The sequence below is a fragment of the Roseibium sp. SCP15 genome, from assembly GCF_040329435.1.
Lineage (GTDB): Bacteria > Pseudomonadota > Alphaproteobacteria > Rhizobiales > Stappiaceae > Roseibium.
Genome location: NZ_JBDZYI010000005.1, coordinates 160,289 through 176,671, shown reverse-complemented (window position 1 = coordinate 176,671; position 16,383 = coordinate 160,289). Strand labels below are relative to the sequence as shown.

Annotated in this window: 16 protein-coding genes; 2 read left to right on the top strand and 14 right to left on the bottom strand. The window is 55.2% G+C overall.

What is annotated here, in order from left to right; all coding sequences use genetic code 11:
* Window positions 1–51: 51 nt before the first annotated feature.
* From ABLO27_RS23735 to rplS, 4 genes are all read right to left on the bottom strand, one after another.
* Complete coding sequence (locus ABLO27_RS23735; protein ID WP_417714838.1) at window positions 52–1,431, bottom strand: pilus assembly protein TadG-related protein; 1,380 nt, start codon at window positions 1,429–1,431, stop codon at window positions 52–54.
* 156 nt (window positions 1,432–1,587) lie between these two features.
* Window positions 1,588–2,145: an HNH endonuclease gene (locus ABLO27_RS23730; protein ID WP_352949976.1), complete on the bottom strand. Its 558-nt coding sequence runs from the start codon at window positions 2,143–2,145 to the stop codon at window positions 1,588–1,590.
* A gap of 389 nt (window positions 2,146–2,534) precedes the next feature.
* Complete coding sequence (gene leuC, locus ABLO27_RS23725) at window positions 2,535–3,947, bottom strand: 3-isopropylmalate dehydratase large subunit (protein ID WP_353036367.1); 1,413 nt, start codon at window positions 3,945–3,947, stop codon at window positions 2,535–2,537.
* 254 nt (window positions 3,948–4,201) lie between these two features.
* Window positions 4,202–4,675: a 50S ribosomal protein L19 gene (gene rplS, locus ABLO27_RS23720; protein WP_353036365.1), complete on the bottom strand. Its 474-nt coding sequence runs from the start codon at window positions 4,673–4,675 to the stop codon at window positions 4,202–4,204.
* 554 nt (window positions 4,676–5,229) lie between these two features.
* Between rplS and ABLO27_RS23715 the strand changes: the two genes are divergently transcribed.
* Window positions 5,230–6,387: a helix-turn-helix transcriptional regulator gene (locus tag ABLO27_RS23715; RefSeq protein WP_353036364.1), complete on the top strand. Its 1,158-nt coding sequence runs from the start codon at window positions 5,230–5,232 to the stop codon at window positions 6,385–6,387.
* Window positions 6,388–6,389: 2 nt separating this feature from the next.
* Here ABLO27_RS23715 and trmD read toward each other — a convergent pair whose 3' ends face one another.
* Window positions 6,390–7,100 carry a tRNA (guanosine(37)-N1)-methyltransferase TrmD gene (gene trmD, locus ABLO27_RS23710; protein ID WP_353036363.1) on the bottom strand — a complete coding sequence of 237 codons (711 nt, stop codon included), beginning with the start codon at window positions 7,098–7,100 and terminating at the stop codon, window positions 6,390–6,392.
* 293 nt (window positions 7,101–7,393) lie between these two features.
* Between trmD and ABLO27_RS23705 the strand changes: the two genes are divergently transcribed.
* A complete protein-coding gene (locus ABLO27_RS23705) occupies window positions 7,394–7,804 on the top strand; it encodes an antibiotic resistance protein VanZ (protein WP_353036362.1) in 411 nt (136 codons plus the stop codon).
* Here the strand turns inward: ABLO27_RS23705 and rimM are convergent.
* The 9 genes from rimM to dctP form a co-directional block, all read right to left on the bottom strand.
* A complete protein-coding gene (gene rimM / locus ABLO27_RS23700; protein ID WP_353036360.1) occupies window positions 7,750–8,307 on the bottom strand; it encodes a ribosome maturation factor RimM in 558 nt (185 codons plus the stop codon). The two genes, ABLO27_RS23705 and rimM, sit on opposite strands and share 55 nt — an antisense overlap.
* 48 nt (window positions 8,308–8,355) lie before the next feature.
* Window positions 8,356–8,733 (bottom strand): 30S ribosomal protein S16, encoded by a 378-nt coding sequence (gene rpsP, locus ABLO27_RS23695; RefSeq protein WP_353036358.1) that lies wholly within the window; start codon window positions 8,731–8,733, stop codon window positions 8,356–8,358.
* Between the two features lie 18 nt (window positions 8,734–8,751).
* On the bottom strand, window positions 8,752–9,075 hold the full coding sequence (locus tag ABLO27_RS23690; RefSeq protein ID WP_352949960.1) for a chorismate mutase: 324 nt from the start codon (window positions 9,073–9,075) through the stop codon (window positions 8,752–8,754).
* On the bottom strand, window positions 9,072–10,607 hold the full coding sequence (gene ffh / locus ABLO27_RS23685) for a signal recognition particle protein (protein ID WP_353036356.1): 1,536 nt from the start codon (window positions 10,605–10,607) through the stop codon (window positions 9,072–9,074). The genes ABLO27_RS23690 and ffh overlap by 4 nt, the downstream gene beginning before the upstream one ends.
* A 266-nt stretch (window positions 10,608–10,873) precedes the next feature.
* Window positions 10,874–12,451, bottom strand: coding sequence for a multicopper oxidase CueO (gene cueO / locus ABLO27_RS23680; protein WP_353036354.1), 1,578 nt, complete (start codon window positions 12,449–12,451; stop codon window positions 10,874–10,876).
* A gap of 123 nt (window positions 12,452–12,574) precedes the next feature.
* Entirely contained in the window at window positions 12,575–13,450 is an 876-nt protein-coding gene (locus ABLO27_RS23675) for an isocitrate lyase/PEP mutase family protein (RefSeq protein ID WP_353036353.1), read from the bottom strand.
* A 9-nt stretch (window positions 13,451–13,459) separates the two neighbouring features.
* The gene (locus tag ABLO27_RS23670; RefSeq protein ID WP_353036351.1) at window positions 13,460–14,734 is read right to left on the bottom strand and encodes a TRAP transporter large permease; all 1,275 of its coding nucleotides are present in this window, start codon (window positions 14,732–14,734) and stop codon (window positions 13,460–13,462) included.
* Window positions 14,731–15,225, bottom strand: coding sequence for a TRAP transporter small permease (locus ABLO27_RS23665; protein ID WP_353036349.1), 495 nt, complete (start codon window positions 15,223–15,225; stop codon window positions 14,731–14,733). The genes ABLO27_RS23670 and ABLO27_RS23665 overlap by 4 nt, the downstream gene beginning before the upstream one ends.
* A 132-nt stretch (window positions 15,226–15,357) precedes the next feature.
* Window positions 15,358–16,350, bottom strand: coding sequence for a TRAP transporter substrate-binding protein DctP (gene dctP / locus ABLO27_RS23660; RefSeq protein WP_353036347.1), 993 nt, complete (start codon window positions 16,348–16,350; stop codon window positions 15,358–15,360).
* Between the last annotated feature and the right edge of the window lie 33 nt (window positions 16,351–16,383).

Below are 16,383 nucleotides of genomic sequence, written 5' to 3'. Positions count from 1 at the left end.
AACGAAGAAAGGCCCGCCAAATGGCGGGCCTTTTTTGATTGCGTATTGCGATTACTTGGACAGGTGGATCTGCTGAATCTTCTTCGCGATATTGGCGAAGGCATTCACAAGGTCTGAAGACGAAGAAGCTTGGTAGTAATTGCCGGAATTTGCACAAGCTTGCATGACCTTGGCGCCATCCGACGAACTCGCTGTGCCGAAATAGACCGTGAAAATCTCAATGTGGGAGTTTTTCATGGCATCGCACAGACCTCTTGCACGCTTGGAAGATTGACCGTTGTAGCCCCACTGTGATTTTTCCAGCCAGTAGGTGTACTTGGTGTTCGTGCCGTATCCTTTGCAAGTACCGTTGTATTCGCCATAATATTGCAAATTTCGGCACTCTGAGTAGGTGAGATTCTTCTTTTGGTAATGGGTGTTGAAGTCGCCGTCCGTCATGATCAGTGCAAACTTCAGCAGCTTTTTGCCGGTCACATCCGCGTAGCTCCCTCCCACCGAGTCGGCAGGCCACAGGTCAGACCAATATGGAGACAAGGTGTACCAGCCCCAACCGATTCCGGTTTGACCAGCGGTATAGCCATCTGTTTGCAGCGCGCTGATGGAATTGAGCAATTGTGTACGACTGTCTGTGAGGGGCAAGATTTTCGAGTTAGAACAATCTTGCGACCTGTAGGTTCCTGATCCATCACCGATCGGGGTCGTCGAATAGCTCACATCAGTGTATCTGTTCGTGCCCTGACGTTCGGTGGCACAACGATCGCTGAAGTTATTTGTTGCCTTTGAAGCATAACTGCCGAGATTCACACCGACGCTGTAGGGAATGATCGAAATTTTGACTTTTCCCTCATCGGAGTCGTCCGGAATGAGGATGTTTACAACAGCTTCCGACGCATCCTTCAGGTCGTTGATCTCACCCGACATTGATCCAGTCACGTCCACGACAAGCGCCAGTTCCACATCATATTGAGAGTAGGAAACTTGCGCACTCGTGCCGAACTCAAACATATCTGGCCCGATATCCTTGATCGAGTAACCGCCCATTCCAATGAAGTAATTGTTGAGGCTCGCACTCGACGTTACAGAAACCACACCATTTTCGGCATCGATTTCGTATTCGAGATTTTCGATCGCCTCGTCCAGAAACTCGGCATTCGCGAGGTTGGCCTTGAAGGAGTCGGACAAGATTTCCTGAATGTCATCTTCGTCCAGTACCGTTGTGGAAAGTTCCACTGCCAAGGCCAGACCAGCTGCATCAAGAGCATAGGACAGCTTTTCGCGCGCGTTCACGACTCGTGATATGTCCATCGCTGCACCGGCCATCAGAACCATGAGAATGACCATGATACCGAAAATCGGCAGGACAGATGCCTTGCTGTCATAGACAAGGCCCCGAACTATCTTACGGCAACAATTAAACTGTCTTTTGATCATGACTGCCTCATAGCGTTATGAGACAGCTACTACAGAAAAGTACCTAAAGCCTTAAATGAACACTGCAGAAAGTGTTAACAACCCCTTAACCCACCGTAGGGGAAAGAAAGGTCCTTCGTCGCTTTCGGAACAAAAAACAATAGCAAACAGATAGAGTTAGGGCTCCAGTTCAGTATCCCAATAGAGAAAATCCATCCAACTGTCATGGAGATAGTTTGGCGGGAAACCGCGGCCGTTATTATGAAGATCCTGAATAGTTGGCTGGAAGGGCATGTGCATCGGCCACATGTTCAGCTGCTTGCAGGACTTGTTGGATTTGCGCAAGTTGCACGGAGAGCAGGCGGTGATGACATTGTCCCAGGTGGTCAATCCACCCTTGGAGCGCGGAATGAGGTGATCGAAGGTCAGCTCGTCTTTGGAGCCGCAATACTGGCACTGAAATTTGTCGCGAAGGAATACGTTAAAGCGGGTGAAGGCAGGGTAACGACTTGGCTTTACAAAGGTCTTGAGTGAGACAACGCTCGGCAATCTGAACTCAAAGCTCGGACTTCGGACCGCTGCGTCATATTCAGCAACGATGTTCACCCGATCCAGAAAAACAGCCTTTATGGTGTCCTGCCAACTCCATAAAGACAATGGGTAGTAACTCAATGGCCGGTAATCCGCATTGAGTACCAACGCCGGATGGGTTCCCGGCGAAACCGCTATTGTCACCTTCCGCTCCTCACGCCCAGGGCACCTTGCGTTCAGAAGGACACAGAAAGATGCCCTCACATCTTAAGTCTGATCGGCCTTGCACATCATGTGGTCTCGCATGACAGCAAACCGATCTCCTCGGATTGTCCGTTGCCCGGTCAATAGGACAGCGGATCATGTCCTTTTGTGACAGGAGTATTGTAGTGCCGAGGTGACAGTCTTGTGAAGCCCGGCAAAATCATTTCTGATCACAGTTGTTGACCATGACGTTCCAATGAGGATGTGTCCTTAAACATCTGAATTATTTGGGACAATCAAAAATCAACTGCGTCAGCATGTCAGTTTTGCGAAGGAAACAAAAAAGGGCGCCATGCGGCGCCCTTCCCGTTAACGGTTCATTATGCGAATCAGTTTGCGGTCCAGTCGCGAATGTCGACAAAGTGCCCCGCGATGGCTGCAGCTGCTGCCATAGCTGGTGAAACAAGATGCGTCCGGCCCTTGTGGCCCTGACGGCCTTCGAAGTTCCGGTTGGATGTAGACGCACACCGCTCACCCGGCTTCAGCTTGTCTGCATTCATGGCTAGGCACATGGAACAGCCCGGCTCGCGCCATTCGAAACCCGCTTCCTTGAAAATCAGATCGAGGCCTTCTTCCTCGGCCTGTTCCTTCACCAGGCCGGACCCCGGAACCACCATGGCGCTGACATGAGCCGCCACCTTGTGATTGCCGATCACGGCTGCGGCTGCGCGCAGATCTTCGATGCGGCCATTGGTGCAGGAGCCGATAAAGGCCCTGTCGATCTTGATGTCGGTGATCTTCGTGCCCGGCTCGAGACCCATGTAGTCGAGCGCGCGTTTCTTTGAATCGCGACGGTTCTCGTCCTCGATCTCTTCCGGATTGGGAACAACCCCTTCAACGGAAACAACATCTTCAGGCGACGAACCCCAGGAAACAATCGGCGGCAGGTTGGCAGCGTCCAGTTCAACAACCTTGTCGAAATAGGCGTCAGCATCCGTATGCAGCGTCTTCCAGTAGGACAGCGCCATATCCCAGGCTTCACCCTTCGGCGCCTTCGGACGGCCCTTGATATACTCGAAAGTGATTTCGTCGGGAGCAATGAGACCTGCGCGAGCGCCCGCTTCAATCGACATGTTGCAGACCGTCATACGGCCTTCCATGGATAGTGAGCGGATTGCATCTCCAGCATATTCGATCACGTAACCCGTACCGCCGGCAGTGCCGATCTTGCCGATGATCGCCAGAACGATGTCCTTGGCGGTGACACCCTCCGGAACCGCGCCGTTGACCTTCACCAGCATGTTCTTGGCTTTTTTCTGGATCAGCGTCTGCGTCGCCAGAACGTGCTCCACCTCGGATGTCCCGATACCATGCGCCAGTGAGCCAAAGGCACCATGCGTGGACGTGTGGCTGTCACCGCAAACGATGGTCATGCCAGGTAGCGTAAAGCCTTGCTCCGGGCCGACAATGTGAACCACACCCTGGCGCATATCGAGCTCGGAGTAATACTCAACGCCGAATTCTGCGGCGTTCTTTGCAAGCGTTTCCACCTGCAGGGCAGATTCAGGATCATCAATACCGTGGCGACGGTCGGTGGTCGGGACGTTGTGGTCAACAACGGCCAGCGTTTTTTCAGGCTGGCGTACCTTCCGGCCATGAATGCGCAGACCTTCGAATGCCTGCGGGCTGGTAACCTCATGCACCAGGTGACGATCAATATAAAGCAGACCGGTGCCGTCCGGCTGCATATCGACCGCATGGTCGTCCCAGATCTTGTCGTAAAGCGTCCGTGCCTTCGCCATGGCTCTCTCCTCATTCCGGCCGGTACCGGGCGGCATTGTCTACCGCTGCGCCGGATACCCGCGTCCCTCAACTGAAGTCAGACAACAACAGAAGAGCATCTCCAAATCCTGGCTAGTGAATGACGCAGCTCCGCTCCGAGGTCAAGCATTGCGAGTTGAGTTGAATTCAACTGACATTGACCGGCTGGCGCTGCGTATTGAAAAAAGGCGGCCCAAATGGACCGCCTTCTTGAAATTCCCGAGCTTTCTTAAGCTTACTCAGCAGCGTTTTCTGCAGCGGCGGCAGCTTCCGCCTTCTTGGCTTCAGCCTTGGCAGCCTTGGCAGCAGCAACTTCCGCACGAGCCTCTTCGTTGAGGCGCTTGGAACGAGCGTTGGTGTTCTCAACGATACGTGCAGACTTGCCGCGACGATCACGCAGGTAGTAAAGCTTGGCGCGGCGGACTTTACCGCGGCGAACAACTTCAACACCTTCAAGCATCGGAGAATAGATCGGGAAGACACGCTCGACGCCTTCACCATAAGAAATCTTGCGAACCGTGAAGCTCTCGTTGATGCCACCGCCGGAACGGGCAATGCAGACACCTTCGTAAGCCTGTGTACGGGTACGGTTACCTTCGGTGACCTTCACGTTGACGCGAACGGTGTCACCCGGAGAAAATTCAGGAAGCTTACGCTGAGCTTCAATTTTCGCCATTTCTTCAGCATTGAGCTGTTCGATCAGGTTCATGGCATATTTCCCTTTTCATTTACAAAGCGGTCAGAGCGTCCTCTGCTACACCGAGAACGAATTCACCAACTTCGGGCCATGTTGTTTTTCAGCCGGATTTCCAAGACACAAAGCTCACTTAAGAGCCAGCCTGAACAGTGCACCCCTAGTAAGAAGACACACTTTGCACCCAGCTTCGGCGGGCATATACAGTAAAAACAGGTGAATGTCATGCGATTTTTTATGGTTTCGCCTGACCCATGCAAGCTCGCGAAACCCTGTTTAGTCCGGACGGTTCCTGAACCACCGAATTGACTGTCTTTCGACACAGTCAGCGTAAGTTCGAAGATGGGCACAGGCAATCAAAGGCAGCAACACTTCTGCCACTGCTATTGCTAAGTATGACATAAAACGAATTTCGAATTACGCCCTTCCTGACGCAGTCGTCACTCGGAAACTCTCCCCTAGTATCGCAATTTATTGAAATGAACATTAGTGCAATTGCACTACAACCATAGATATTCTCAGACAATAGGTGATAGGATACCTCATTCAACCTTGAGGAGTTGCCTTTCGTGGCCATGGATCGTTCGGATCTACTTGGAAAGCTTTACACATCAGCTTTGCTGGACGGCGGTCTCACGGACGTGTTGTCCGATCTGGCGGTGATCTATCCCGATCTGCCAATCACCTATCAGGCGCAATGCGTGTATGAAACGCAGGTCTATGATTGCGCAATGTTCAATCATGGCGATGACGCTGAAATTCATCTGAGCCAGGCCCAATCCGCCAACCCGTTTCCGCCAATTGCCTTGAAATGCGACCTATCAGACGTCGCAATTACGGAACACTTCATTCGGCCGCAGGATGTGGAGAAGACAGACTTTTACGACGAGTACTTGCAGCATCACGGCGAAATCAATCGTGCCTTCGGCATCATCCTGCATCGGCACGGCTCGGATTCCGCCTTTGTTGCGGCCAATCTTCCCCGAACGATGAAAAAACGTGACGAGCAGCTTGTGCTGGAGCTGTTTCGTTTTCTAAGGCCACATCTGCAAGGTGCTTTCAGCCTGATCCTTGAAGTCGCCAAACGGAAATCAACGCTGACCAATCCAGGTTTCTGGCTGGATCAGATACCGACCTTTGCCTGCGTTGTATCGCCGGATGGAAAGATACTGCACCTCAATGGTCAGGCTGACCGAATGCTCAAACGCGCCGGGACCCTCTACATCGATCGGATGGTTCGTCTGTCCGCACGCAGGCCCGATACGCACAAGGCGCTGCGCGATGCATTGGAAAAAGCCGCCCGGATCTCAACCGCCATCGGACCCATGCCGCTACTGCCCGGAAAGCAAGGTGGTCCGTTCGCCTTCGTTCTTCCGATTCACGAAAGAGAACAGATCCATCCAGGGCTAGCACCATTCATCGCGCCGACATTGCCGTTGCTCGTTACGATTTTCGATCCCGACGAGGCTCCCAGAAAATCGGACCGCATTCTGGCCGCCGCTCTCGGGCTAAGTGAACGGGAAAGCCTTCTTGTTCAGGAACTTATCCTTGGATCGTCGCTACGGGAAGCATCGGAGAACCTGCAAATTTCCTACAATACTGCGCGAAATCAACTGGCGAGCGCAACGTCGAAGACCGGCTCGCACTCGCAAAGCGATATCATCCGGCGCGGAACACAGATCCTGGCCAGGCTAGGTGATCGAACCGACCGGTCCGAACAGAACTAACCTCAGTCCACGTCGTCCTCATCCGCCATGTAGGCATCCCACATATCCGGACGGCGTTCTCTGGTCAGACGCTCGGCCTCCGACATCCGCCATTCGTGAATTTTCTTGTGGTTGCCTGAAGTCAAAACGTCGGGAATGGTATGTCCCTCAAACACTGCAGGGCGCGTGTAGTGAGGATGTTCCAGCAGCCCTGTCTCGAAGCTTTCGGTATCTGCGCTTTCCATGTTGCCCATCACACCCGGAATGAGACGGATGATGGCATCAAGCATGGTGATGGCACCGATTTCACCGCCGGAAAGGATGTAGTCGCCTATGGAAACTTCCTCCAGTTCCCGGGTATCGATGACCCTTTGATCAACGCCCTCAAACCGCCCGCAAACGATGATCGCTCCTGGTCCTTCAGCCAATTCGTGCGCGCGTGCCTGTGTGAACGGTTTGCCGCGCGGGCTCATCAGCAACTTTGGCCGGGGATCATCAGGTGGCGCGGCGGTGTCTATGGCCTTGGCCAGAATGTCGGCACGCAACACCATTCCGGCGCCGCCACCGGCCGGTGTATCGTCCACCGAGCGATGCTTGTCGGTCGCATGATCGCGGATCTGGCTTGTTTCCAGCTGCCACAGGTTCTTTTCCATTGCCCGCCCGGACAGACTGTGCCCCAGCGGCCCCGGAAACATGTCCGGATAGAGCGTTAGAATAGTGGCTTTGAACGGCATGACCGCCCCTGTCAGTATTAGCGTTTAGACCAGCTTGGACATCCAAACCGGCCGCGGGCTAAACATGCATTAACCCTGCTCGGCAAAAATTCAGATGGTCCACCGGCAAGTTTCCCGAAAGAAAGCTCTGATTAAGGCTCTCGGTGCAAACTGGCAAGAGCGTTTCAATCGGGTAGTCAACCGTGGTCAAGTTTCCTGTTTTTCGATTCAAGCTTCCGGCAATCGTCCAAGAAAGAGTAGACCAGCATTATCTCGACATTTCCCTGAGCCGCATTTTGCCTTTGGCCCTGCTGATGACCTTTGGTGTCCTCGCCGGCCTGGTGTTCAACACCGGTGTCGGTCACCCTTATGACAAGGTCATACACATTGGCTTCTTTGCCCTGTTGACCCTGTCCATCCACGCACTCTTCTGCTGCCGGCTGAGGATCTCGGCTATCGTAGCATTCAGCATGGGACTAGGAGGAGAAGTTGTTCAGGGTTTCCTGCCGCATCACGAAATGTCCCTACCCGATGCCATTGCCAACGGCATCGGTGTGGCACTCGTCTGCGCTTTCATTGCACTGATCCGCTCGGAAACAAAGCAAGTGCTGAGAGATGAGGCGGAAGGTCTCTATCTGGGCGAAATGGGATTGCAGCCCGTACCGGTTCGTTATTTGTCCGGTGCTTCTTCTTCAGAAGAAGCCGGTTCGCCTTCGGACAAGTAGTCTTCCGGCAGATCCACAGTTACCCGGCCATCGGCCAGACTGATCTCCGGCACGAATTCCCTGGTAAAGGGGATGTAGAAGGTCCTGCCGCGCTTCGGTCTGATTTCCAGAAGATCACCAGCACCGAAATCCTGAACAGCAACAATCTTGCCAAGCGGTTCGCCGGCCTGATCAAGGACACCCAGTCCATTGAGGTCTGAGTAGTAGAATTCATCTTCTTCAGGCTCAGGCAACTGATCCCGGTCGATGTAAAGCTCAGTCCCGTTCAGCTCTTCAGCCTGGTTGCGGTCCCTGATCTCCTTGAACTTGGTGACCACGACCGTCTTTTGCACCCGCGCCCTTTCAACTTCGAAAGACTGCTTGCCATCCTTTGTCGTCAGGACACCATAATCGGTGAAGGAAAGCGGGTCATCGCCAAACGGCTTGACCCGCACTTCCCCGCGAATGCCATGTGCCGCGCCAATCTTGGCCATAAGGACCTTCTGACTATCAGATTTACTCATGTCAGCAGGCTTCCTTCTGCCAATTTGGCGCGGTACGCATCATTTGGCTTATTCAGCAGCAGCTTCTTCAGCAGCAGCAGCGGCCGCTTCTTCTTCAGCCATACGCTTGGCTTCCAGGCGCTCTTTCGCCTTTGCACCCAGCTCGGCCTTTTTCGGGTTGTTGCGCGGCTCACGCTTCAGCAAGCCGGCAGCATCCAGGAAACGGTGAACGCGGTCGGTCGGCTTTGCACCGGTGTCGAGCCAGTACTGAATGCGCTCGACGTTCAGCTGGACGCGGTCTTCGGAATCCTTCGGCAGCATCGGGTTGTAGGTGCCGACCTTTTCGATGAAACGGCCATCGCGCGGTGAGCGGATGTCAGCAATAACGATGCGGTAGTACGGGCGCTTCTTGGAACCGCCGCGTGCCAGGCGAATTTTCGTAGCCATTTAGTTTCTCCAGTTTTTTCAGTTGCCGGCTTCAGCGGCAATGGCTTCATGGTGCCGGATCACTTCTCGAACGATGAAGTTCAGGAATTTCTCGGCAAAGTCAGGATCGAGATTGGCATCGCCGGCGAGCTGCCGTAGCCGTTCGATCTGAATTTTTTCCCGCGCCGGATCGGCCGGCGGCAGGTCATTGTTGGCTTTCAGAAAGCCCACTTTCTGGGTGCATTTGAATCTCTCGGCGAGCATATGCACGAGAGCTGCGTCAATATTGTCGATGGATGCCCTGAGCGCTTTCAGCTCTTTCAGGGCCTGGCTTTCGCCAAGCTGGGTCTCCGCCTCACTCATCGCTTCTTACCCTTGCCCATACCCGGCAGTCCGGGCAGTTTCGGTCCGCCCAATCCAGGCAGGCCAGGCATTCCAGGAGGAAGTCCGGCGCCACCCAATCCGCCTGGCAGGCCTTTCGGCAATTCCATACCACCGGGCATCTGACCGGACTTGGCCATTTCTTCCAGCTGCTTGGGATCAACATCCGGCATTCCGCCGCCCATGCCACCCATCAGCTTGCCAAGCATGCCCTTTTTCTTGCCCATGGCCTTCATCATGTCGGCCATCTGACGATGCATCTTCAGAAGCTTGTTGACCTCGGCCACCTGCACGCCCGAGCCCGCTGCAATACGTTTCTTGCGGCTGGCTTTCAGCAATTCCGGCTTGCTTCGCTCGGTCGGCGTCATCGACTGAATAATGGCAACCTGACGCTTGAACATCTTGTCGTCGATATTCGAAGCCTCGATCTGCTTCTTCATTTTGCCGACGCCCGGCAACATGCCCATCATGCCGGACATGCCGCCCAGCTTTTCCATCTGCTTCAGCTGCTCGGCCAGATCGTCCAGGTCGAAATGACCTTTCTGCATCTTCTTGGCCATCTTGGCGGCCTGTTCGGCGTCGATCGCCTCCGCGGCTTTTTCAACCAGCGAAACGATATCGCCCATGCCGAGAATACGGTCAGCGATCCGCTTGGGATGGAAGTCTTCCAGTGCATCGGACTTTTCACCGGTACCGATCAGCTTCACCGGCTTTCCGGTAACCGCTTGCATGGAAAGTGCCGCACCGCCGCGTCCGTCACCGTCCATACGGGTCAGTGCGATACCGGTGATGCCGACGCGCTCGTCGAAGCTCTTGGCAAGATTGACGGCGTCCTGACCAGTCAGGGAGTCGGCAACCAGCAGAATTTCATGAGGTTGCGCGGCGGACTTCACATCCGCCATCTCCACCATCAACGGTTCATCGATGTGAATACGGCCCGCAGTATCGAGCATCACCACATCATAGCCGCCGAGCTTGGCCGCAGACATCGCTCGGTTGGCAATCTCGACGGGCCCCTGCCCTTCAATGATCGGCAGTGTGTCGATCTCGTTCTGCTCACCCAGAACCTTCAGCTGCTCCTGCGCAGCAGGACGCCGGGTATCGAGAGACGCCATCAGGACCTTGCGCTTGTCGCGCTGGGTCAGGCGGCGGGCAATCTTGGCGGTGGTGGTGGTTTTACCGGAACCCTGCAGACCGACCATCATGATCGCAACCGGTGCCGGCGCGTTCAGATCGAGCGGCTGACCTTCGCTGCCGAGCATTTCCACCAGCTGGTCATGAACGATCTTCACGACCATCTGACCCGGGGTCACGGATTTGACGACCTCGGCACCAATCGCCCGGTTACGAACCTTGTCAGTGAAAGAGCGCACGATCGGCAGGGCAACGTCGGCCTCAATGAGCGCGCGGCGAATTTCGCGCATCGCTTCATTGACGTCATTTTCCGACAACGCTCCCCGGCCGGTGAGCTTGTCGAAAATTCCACTTAGTCGATCGGACAGGCTTTCAAACATCAACTGGTCCTTAAGTCATCGTTTTCGGGATATTTCCCGAACCATATGGGCAACCACCGCTCAATTCCAAGCAGACTGAACCGCACAAAGCAGTTTCGCACCCGAGGGCGCATCGCGCTGTCGGGTGTTAACCTCCGGGAACTCTTTACACCTTTTCGGGTCCCGGTCGGCGGATCAGTTTGTCAGTCACTCATACGGAGTTCGCGGGTCTATGCCTGAAACATCGCGAAGAGTCAAGAAACTCGCCGAACTTCGTGACATTCGCATCAGGTAACGGTGAACCCGGCCATCATTCCCGAGTCCTCATGCTCAAGAATGTGACAGTGAGCCATATAGGGTTTGTCCGACGTTGCCGGATAGTCGAACCGCACTTGAATTTCCACCGTTCCCCCTTTGGAAATCGGCATGGTGTCCTTCCATCCGGCCAGTTCCGGTGGCGGAGCCTTTCCGTTCACGCTCAGCACGCGATACTGGCACCCGTGAATATGGACCGGATGCAGCATCCTGTCGGTACCTTCAGAAAATACCCAATGCTGGTCCTGATTAATGGACACATCAAAGTCGACTCGGCTGATGTCAAAGGACTTGCCGTTGATGGCATTTGCCGACAGTTGGGTTTCCATTGACAGGTCGGGACCATCGACAATCGCATTGGTCACGGCATCAGCGATTTCACGATTTGCCTTCCCGCTCGCCATCAGCTTTGGCAAACCGGCTTTCATGAAAAGCCCCATGCCCTCGTCATCCAGGTTCATGCCGAACTCAAGCTTCTGTGTCGGTTCGTCGGACAGTTCCGCGATCGGAGGCAACTTAACAAGGCCTACCGGAAGAATTCCCGAACCATCCTTGCCGTCTGGCTGGAATGTCATGAGTGCAAGGTCCTGATCAAAGGGGGGCAGATTCATCGCCATCTGGTCGACCGGTTTCGTAATCAGGTCGAAATTCTCGCCGTTTCTGGCATCGACCAGGATCTCGAAACGTTCGCCTGCATGCACCAGGAGTTCGCCGAGTTCGACTGGTGCGTCCAGAAGTCCGCCGTCTCCTGCAATCACAAAGAAGGACCGGTTCTCAGACAGGGCCAACCGATAGCTACGCGCGTTCGATCCATTCAGGATCCTCAATCTCAGCCATCCCTTGGCTGTTTGTGCCCTGGGATAAGAGGCACCGTTGACCAGCATCGTGTCACCGACATAGCCAACGGTGACCGCTGCCAGGTTGAAGCGATGGAAGAAACTACCATCGGCGTTGAACCTTCGGTCCTGCAGGATGACCGGGATGTCGTCGACGCCCCATTCCGACGGCAATTGCAGACTGTCACCGTCTTCGTCATCGATCAGAAACAGCCCGGCAAGCCCTTTCAGGACAAGCTCGGCAGTGGTCGGATAGTAATGCGGATGGAACCAGCAAGTTGCGGCTGGCTGGTTGATGGTCAGCTGAGGCGACCAGGTCTTGCCTGGCAGGATCTGTTCTGCCGGTCCGCCATCGACTTCGCCAGGCACCTTGAGCCCGTGCCAATGCATCGTGATCGGCTCTTCCAGCGTGTTCCGGACCTCCATCATCACGGTGTCACCGCGACGAACGCGTATTGCAGGTCCGAGATACGGACCGTTGATACCGTAGGTAGGCGTCTTCAATCCCTCAACGAATGCCCCCTCGCCCGCCATGGCCCGAAGCGCGATTTTACCATCGGCATCAGGTGCGAGCTGACGGGGTATCGGCAGGTCAGGTCTTGCTGTTTCTGACCATGCCCGCCGGTTCAGAACGCCGGGTAACGCAAGCGTGCTCAGCGAACCGGCCAGAAACATGCGCCTTGAAACATACGGAGCAGAAAGAAAAGAAGTCACGGCACTCTCCCTGGATGCAACACTTCTTGTGCTGCAACTATAGTAAGAATACCCCTTTGCCCCTAGTTAAAGATCGGACAGCTTCCATCTCCCGGCAAATCGCTTTTTGTACCAGATACTTGACTAGTGTTTTCGCCGGGAAGTCTCGTAGCGAGACGACACGTCATAGTAGTCATTGAAGCCGATCTTGTGCCGAAGCTCCTGGAACTCCATGAGATCCGAGGTCCGGTGAGCGTCGGTTTTCAGTTGTTCCAGCGTGGTCACCATGGCCTTCATGGCGCTGGCAAGAAGGGTCAGCGGATACGCGGCGATGGCGTAACCGATGTCTTTCAGTTCCGCATGAGGCAAGTCGGGCGTTTCTCCGCCTTCGACGATATTGGCCATCTTGGCACCCGGCAGCTCGCGGCAGACGGTTTCCATTTCGGCCACTGTCTTGGGTGCCTCGACAAACAGAATGTCCGCTCCCAGTTCACTGAACTTGGCAGCACGCTCAATTGCCTCGGCCAGACCATGCTCGTGACGTGCATCGGTACGCGCCAGAATGAGGATATCCGCGCCAGCTTCCCTCGCGTCTGCCGCAGCCCGGACGCGATCGTAAGCTTCTTCGCGCGAAACAACCTCCTTGCCCGGCGTATGACCGCACCGTTTGGGGGCGACCTGATCCTCGATCATGACCGCGGCAGCCCCTGCCTTTGCAAATCCGGAAACGGTCCGGCGCACATTCATTGCGTTGCCATAACCGGTGTCACCGTCAGCCAGGAGCGGCATCTGGATCGCGTCGGCTATGTTCCCGACCTGATCGACCACCTCGCCATAAGACATCAGGCCGAGATCCGGCTGCCCGATCCGCGACGCCGACGCAGCAAAGCCGGACATGAAGGTCAAGTCGAAACCAGCCTGTTCGATCAGTTTCGCCGACAGGGCATCATAGCAGCAGGGCATCACGTGAAGTTTGTCCTGCCTCAGCAGAACGCGAAGTTTTTCGGCCGGAGACGGCATGGAACATCCTCAGAACTTGAAGGGAATATAGAGAGCCAGATCGGTCCACATGTAAAGGATCACAACGGACACCAGCATCAACGCCAGGAATGGCAGCACTCCGCGTGAAACATCCGCAAGGCTGGAGCGCGCCACCGACTGGATGACATAGAGATTGAGCCCGACCGGCGGTGTGATCAGGGCGCACTCCACCATCACCACCATGTAGACACCGAACCAGATGGGATCAAAGCCCAACGCCATGGCCGCAGGCAACAGAACGGGCGTCATGATCAGCACCATGGAAAGTGCCTCGAAGACAAGACCCATGATCAGGAGCACAATGGAAACAACAAGAATGAAGGCAATCGGTGTATCGATGTTCTGTCCGATAAAGACCGAGATTTCCTGAGGAATCCGATATAGCGTGATTGCCTTGCCGAAGACCTTGGCGCCAGCGACAATCAGCAGGATGGCAACCGTCGTCACCATGGAATCGAAAGCCGCTTCTTTCAGCCCCTGCCAGGTGAGCGTTCTGAGAACCAGCCCCGTAATGATCAGCGCAACGGCAAATCCGATTGCGGCTGCCTCTGTCGGTGTCGCAATTCCCGTGTAGATCACGCCGATCACGAACCCGGCCAGCACAACGGAAGGCAATGCTCTCAAAGAACTTTGAATACGCTCACGTCCGCTTGCAGCCGGTTCGGGCGTATATCCCCCAAACCAGCGTGCATAGATCATTGAAAAGGCGATAAAAAAAGCAACCAGCAACAATCCTGGCCCGATTCCGGCAAGAAACAGGGCGATCACTGACTGCTCGGTAACGAAACCATAGACAATCATCGGGATCGACGGCGGGATCAGGATACCAAGCGTTCCACCGGCTGCAAGAAGTCCGTAGACAAAGCGGCGCTCATAGCCACGTTGGATCATTTCCGGAATGGCAACAGTTCCAATCGTTGCCGCTGTGGCAACCGATGATCCTGAAATTGCAGCAAAAATCGCACAGGAAAGGATCGTGGCGACCGCAAGGCCGCCCGGCCAATGGCCCACCCAGGCGTGAACGGCAGCAAACAGATCCTTGCCGACCCCTCCCTTCAACAGGATGTTCGACATCAAGAGAAAAAGCGGAACCGCAAGCAGGATAAACCCGTCGAGCGTCGACAAAATTGCCTGCGGCGCCATCAGCGGCGAAAACCCGCCAATCATCAGCATCGCGAGACCGAGACCGCCAAGCGTGAACGCCACAGGCACGCGAATGAGCAGAAGACCGAAAAGAACCGCCAGAATGAGAAGTGTCGTCATGTTGCGGACCTGCCTTCTTCTTCGGTCCCCTTCAGAGCCTTGATCGTTTCGACCACGGCTTGAACGAACAGCAACGCAAAGCCAGTCGGTATGGCCAGCTCCGAAACCCAGGTCGGCAGATCGAGCATCGATCCCGTCGTTCGGCCTCTTTCAAATGAATCGAGGAAAATGCCGCCGCCTTTCCAGGCAACAATGGCGCTGAAGGCCCCGATAGCGATCATCGACAGCGTCGCGCAAACCCGCTTCGCGGCTGGCCCGAGCCGCTCGGTCATCGCATCAACGGCAATGTGCCGGTTGATCTTGAGCAGCCAGGGCATCGCGATCATGGTGCCCCAAATCAGGCAGAGCTGGGACAGTTCCGCCGCCCAGATTGTTGGAGCAACAAACAGATAGCGCGCCGTTACCTCATACGTGAGCATGCAGCCGGCAAGGATAAACAGAAACGCAGAAATCCAGGCGAGCGCCCGGAGAAGGGAATGAAAGGCTCTCATGAAACGATCGGCAGCTTGAACAATCGGAACAGCCGCGTGACGAGCCGCGACCGAAACTAGGTGGGAACCGAAAAAAAGACAAAGAGGTGGCCGGTTGCCCGGCCACCTTCGGTTCAGGTCAGGGAAAGGCGATCAGAGATTGTTCGCCGCGTCGAGCACGGTCTCACCCAGCTTTCCGGCCTTTTCCTTGTAGGCGTCGTAGACCGGCTGACTGACTGATTTCCAGGCAGAGATCTCTTCGGCGGTCGGCTTGTAAACCGTCATGCCGTTTTCTTCCGCCGCCGCATAGGCATCCGCCTCGATCTGGGAAACACGGTCACGAACGTCGGATTCTGCCTTCAGAGCCGCTGCCTCGATGATTGCCTTGTGCTCATCCGGCAAGCCATTCCAGAAATCGCTGTTCACAACCACAATGAACTCGATGTCGGCGTGGTTGGTCACTGTGATGGTGTCCATCACTTCCCAGAGCTTTCTGGATTTGACACCGGACACACCGGTCATGCCGATGTCGACCGTTCCGCGCTGATAGGCAAGATACTGTTCGGATCCCGAAATCAGGGTCGGTGCACCACCGGCGGCCGTTACGAAATCGCCGAGGGTCTTGCCGAAGACGCGAACCTTCTTGCCTTTCATGTCTTCAGGCGTTTTCACCGGAGCGTCCTTGGACAGCATGATGGCGCCGCCATAGGCCTGCCACCACAGCACATTCGATCCGGTTTCCTTGATCGCATCGTCAAGCGGGCCGCGGACCGGAGACCCGGGAGCAACAGCTGCCCGGACCTTGTCTGCAGTATCGAACAGGAACGGCTGGTAGAAGATGTCGACGGCCGGAATATCTCCGACATAGCGCGTCAGGGATGCAACGCCCATTTCAATGGCGCCGGAACCGACTGCCGCCGGAACTTCCTTGTCCTTGTAGAGCTGCGCTGAATCGTAGATCTCGACAGCAATATCGCCATTGGAGTTCTTTTCCACTTCCTCTTTGAACAGAAGCAGATTCTGACCCAGGTGGCTTTTGAGCGGCAATTGCAATGAAATGCGCAAAGTGGTGTCGGCTGCGTCGGCGGCACCTGCCGACAGGCCAAATGCCATCAGGGCGCCAAGCGCCCAAGCAATCGGTTTCATATTTTCCTCCCAATTAACGCGAGCAGTTTTGCA

Coding starts and splice junctions, on each gene's coding strand:
- ABLO27_RS23735 (WP_417714838.1), bottom strand. CDS start 1,431: ATGATCAAAAGACAGTTTAATTGTTGCCGTAAGATAGTTCGGGGCCTT.
- leuC (WP_353036367.1), bottom strand. CDS start 3,947: ATGGCGAAGGCACGGACGCTTTACGACAAGATCTGGGACGACCATGCG.
- rplS (WP_353036365.1), bottom strand. CDS start 4,675: ATGAACCTGATCGAACAGCTCAATGCTGAAGAAATGGCGAAAATTGAA.
- trmD (WP_353036363.1), bottom strand. CDS start 7,100: ATGCCGTTCAAAGCCACTATTCTAACGCTCTATCCGGACATGTTTCCG.
- ABLO27_RS23705 (WP_353036362.1), top strand. CDS start 7,394: ATGACCTTTGGTGTCCTCGCCGGCCTGGTGTTCAACACCGGTGTCGGT.
- rimM (WP_353036360.1), bottom strand. CDS start 8,307: ATGAGTAAATCTGATAGTCAGAAGGTCCTTATGGCCAAGATTGGCGCG.
- rpsP (WP_353036358.1), bottom strand. CDS start 8,733: ATGGCTACGAAAATTCGCCTGGCACGCGGCGGTTCCAAGAAGCGCCCG.
- ABLO27_RS23690 (WP_352949960.1), bottom strand. CDS start 9,075: ATGAGTGAGGCGGAGACCCAGCTTGGCGAAAGCCAGGCCCTGAAAGAG.
- ffh (WP_353036356.1), bottom strand. CDS start 10,607: ATGTTTGAAAGCCTGTCCGATCGACTAAGTGGAATTTTCGACAAGCTC.
- ABLO27_RS23675 (WP_353036353.1), bottom strand. CDS start 13,450: ATGCCGTCTCCGGCCGAAAAACTTCGCGTTCTGCTGAGGCAGGACAAA.
- ABLO27_RS23670 (WP_353036351.1), bottom strand. CDS start 14,734: ATGACGACACTTCTCATTCTGGCGGTTCTTTTCGGTCTTCTGCTCATT.
- ABLO27_RS23665 (WP_353036349.1), bottom strand. CDS start 15,225: ATGAGAGCCTTTCATTCCCTTCTCCGGGCGCTCGCCTGGATTTCTGCG.
- dctP (WP_353036347.1), bottom strand. CDS start 16,350: ATGAAACCGATTGCTTGGGCGCTTGGCGCCCTGATGGCATTTGGCCTG.